The organism is Salinimicrobium gaetbulicola (assembly GCF_042676025.1).
GTDB lineage: Bacteria > Bacteroidota > Bacteroidia > Flavobacteriales > Flavobacteriaceae > Salinimicrobium > Salinimicrobium gaetbulicola.
The window spans coordinates 1-3427 of the sequence record NZ_JBHTJP010000005.1; the positions used below are offsets into that span (position 1 = coordinate 1).

Sequence of the window (3427 nt, forward strand, 5' to 3'; positions counted from 1 at the left end):
GGAAGTTGGGGACGCGAATTTGTCCGGTTAAGTTATTGTTTTAAAGGTAGTCAAAAATGTCATTTTTAATGGTCTGCCGCTATTTGCTCGTTAACCGATGTTGTGTGCTGTTTATATACTAAAACTCTCAATATTATTCCGAATGTATTGAAGGCGGATTTTTCTAAATTCCTTTTCAATTTTTAAATAATCCTTATCAAATTCTTGAAAACTATATTTTCGACCTTTTATCAAGTAATATTCCTTGTCTATAGATTTCTCAATCTGTTTCCATTTTGAAATATCTCCTGACCAATACTCAAAATCGCTTTCTGACAATTCAATAAAATTTCCAACTGATTTTTCTAAGATTTGAATTACTGGTTCAAACTTTAAATTTTCTATCAAATGTAAAGTTGGGATAATATATTCGCCAGCAGAATTGATGTAATAACTGAGAACTCCGTTGATTGCTAATTCTGAATCTAAAATGTATGTATAGAAAATTAATTTTTCTGGGTCCGATAATTTACTCAAAGCTTCATTATCAGATAGTTTTCTATCATCACTTTTAGTTCTATTTATTTTATCCTCAATTAGAAAAAAGATTTTTTCTTCTAAATCTTCATCATTCTCTGAAATAATTTTTTTTAAATCAGGTTGTTCTTTTGATGGTCCTAATCTTTCTTTTGCCCAGTTCGCAATTATCACATTATCGCTTTGAGCTTGTTTTAGAAGCTCTTGGCGGAGATATTCTTTTTTTAATTCCTTTTTTCTCTTTTTATCCATCGGAGAAATTTTGCTTAAAATAGCACACAACGTCTCCGGTTAACGCAAGTAGCGGAAGTTGGGGACGCAAATTTGTCCGATTAAGTTATCTTTTTAAAGGTAGTCAAAAATGTCATTTTAGATGATCAGCCGCTATTTGCTTCGTTAACCGATGTTATGCAAAGTATTTATTATTTCAGTTTAAATTCAAACTCAAAAGTCTTCAAATCCTTGTCAATTATTTTTTGCAAAGTTGCTGTTAATAGTCTATTCGCTGTACATTCCATTTCATAAAACTCATTATCATATTGGTCTTGGTCATCATTAGAAAGCCAGCCATTATTAATCGGAATACTCATGCTGCCATGAATAAACTTTGACCTAAAGTGATACAGTTTAGTTAAAACCTTTTTAAACTCATTTGGCTCTCCCAAGAATAACTTTGCTTTTTTATCAATCTGATATCCAATTCCAAGGTCTCCATGAGCATATAAAGCTTCGATTCCTGACATCGCCCAGAAAAGATTATGCATTGTATTTGTTGAATAATCAAATAAATATGTGAAAGCGTTCAATCCGTTTTCAATGTTTGTATTCGATTTGTCTGTTAGAATTTTTGTTTTGTCAATAATATATTCCCATACTTTAAAAATTGATAATCTTCGAGTATGAGGCCAGGTGCTATTTTTATCATATGCTATTCCGACCAGACTGGAACTTAATCCTTTAAAATCATGGTAGTATTTACCGTCTTTTAATATCAATCCTTTTTCAGTATTTAATGAACCTGGTAATGCAAGCTGAGTGAAAATTATAAAATTCGTAAATCTTGATTCTATAATTGATGTCAGCAAAGCACGATTTAAGTCGTTTTGACTTATTTCTGAAGGCATTCCTGAATCACTAAACTCAAATATTGAATCAAAATCAATCTCTATTTCAAAATGTAACAGGTCTAAAAACTCGTGCTTAAAATATGTCGGATATACTTTCTTTAATTTCTCAATTTTATCCTGACCAATCTTATGAACTTTCACCGTTGCAAATCCAAAATCATCTAATGGGATTTTTATCTTATCTGAAAGTTCAATCAATTCATTAGTCAATGCAGTTGTATAAGAATCAGGTTCTTCGTCAACTTTACTAAACGGGATATATGCTTCAAAATTAAGTCTCATTTTATTATTTGCAGTTGGCTCGTTTTATATTTTGCATAACGTCTCCGGTTAACGCAAGTAGCGGCTTGGGAAACGTGAATTTGTCGGTTAAGTTATAGTTTTAAAGGTAGTCAAAAATGTCATTTTTTGATGTTCTGCCGCAATTTGTTCGTTAACCGATGTTAGCCACTGTTTGAGTTTTCAAATTTTATAATCCATTTAGAAATCCGTGTAAAATTTGTAAGCATTAAATAGCCTAAGGTTATACTTAATCCAGATGAGAAAAGGGTAAAATAATCAGCTTGGTCAGTTGAAAAAGTATCAATCATTGAAGTTAATCCGCTACTTGAAGCAGTGCTTTTGAATGCCAGATAAATTTGTCTTAGGAATACCGCAATATTGTCAATGATTAAAAATCCGCCAATTAGTATTACTGAGAAATTTACAATGTTTTGAAGATTAAAATTTTTAAAATCAATTTTCTCATCGTCAAAACCTTGATCAAGTTTCAACCACTGAATAATTTTATCTGCATTAAATATTAATATGATAAATAAACCAATGGCAATTATCATTGAAACTATCACAAATAAAGCCGATGAAACGTCAATTCCGAATTGCGAATATTGTATGATGTAAGGTATTTGATAAAAAAGAATCAGTATCGCTGAGTATAATCCAAATAGCTTTATAATTATCCTGAAAAAGTCTTTTTTTGTCATTCCCTTGTTTTCAAATAGTGGCTAACGTTCCCGGTTAACGCAAGTAGCGGTTTTTGGAAACGTTTATTTATCGGTTAAGTTATCTTTTTAAAGGTACTCAAAAATGTCATTTTAGAAGGGTCTGCCGCTATTTGCTCGTTAACCGATGTTGTAAGCTGGCCTTATTTGAATCTTTCTTTTAAAGCTTTGATTTCCTTATTCAAATCCTCTTTAGATTTCTCTTTATTGGCTCTTTTCCATTTTTCCCTTCTAACTCTATATTCTATTTTGGTTTCGTTTTCTTTAGGCAATGGAGAGGGCGCAGAGTTGAATACGTTTTGGGGATTATCCAAGCTTCTACTGATTCCACATAAATTCACTTTCAAATAATCCTTTTCTATTTTTGCATAAATCAGCCATTTTCCTTTTGAATCAATATAAGGACTACACGATGTCCAGTTTTTTCCAGTATAAACAACCCCTTCATTATCGCAATTTTTCAAATCCTCGATAACTTTTATCTTATAAGTGTCCGTTGAGTGATCAATTTCGAACACTTCACCAATAAAGATATATTCAGAGTTCGCAACTTCTTCTTTTTGATGATCAGAAAGTCTCATCGGAGGACAGGTACAGACTGAAGAAATATATGTAGTGGTTGTAAAAGATAGAATTGTCAGAAACTTTATCATTTTTCGGTTTTTCTTTGAGGCTTGCTTACAACGTTCCCGGTTAACGCAAGTAGCGGTTTTTGGAAACGTTTATTTATCGGTTAAGTTATCTTTTTAAAGGTAGTCAAAAATGTCTTTTTGAAAGGGCTGC

General features: G+C 31.7%; 4 protein-coding genes. All 4 read right to left on the minus strand.

What is annotated here, in order from left to right; all coding sequences use genetic code 11:
- Positions 1-111: 111 nt before the first annotated feature.
- Positions 112-768 carry a DMP19 family protein gene (locus ACFQ1G_RS01055; protein ID WP_380736387.1) on the minus strand — a complete coding sequence of 219 codons (657 nt, stop codon included), beginning with the start codon at positions 766-768 and terminating at the stop codon, positions 112-114.
- A 170-nt stretch (positions 769-938) separates the two neighbouring features.
- The gene (locus ACFQ1G_RS01060) at positions 939-1925 is read right to left on the minus strand and encodes a hypothetical protein (protein WP_380736388.1); all 987 of its coding nucleotides are present in this window, start codon (positions 1923-1925) and stop codon (positions 939-941) included.
- Positions 1926-2086: 161 nt separating this feature from the next.
- Positions 2087-2626 (minus strand): hypothetical protein, encoded by a 540-nt coding sequence (locus tag ACFQ1G_RS01065; RefSeq protein ID WP_380736389.1) that lies wholly within the window; start codon positions 2624-2626, stop codon positions 2087-2089.
- Between the two features lie 161 nt (positions 2627-2787).
- Entirely contained in the window at positions 2788-3297 is a 510-nt protein-coding gene (locus ACFQ1G_RS01070; RefSeq protein ID WP_380736390.1) for a hypothetical protein, read from the minus strand.
- Positions 3298-3427: the final 130 nt, after the last annotated feature.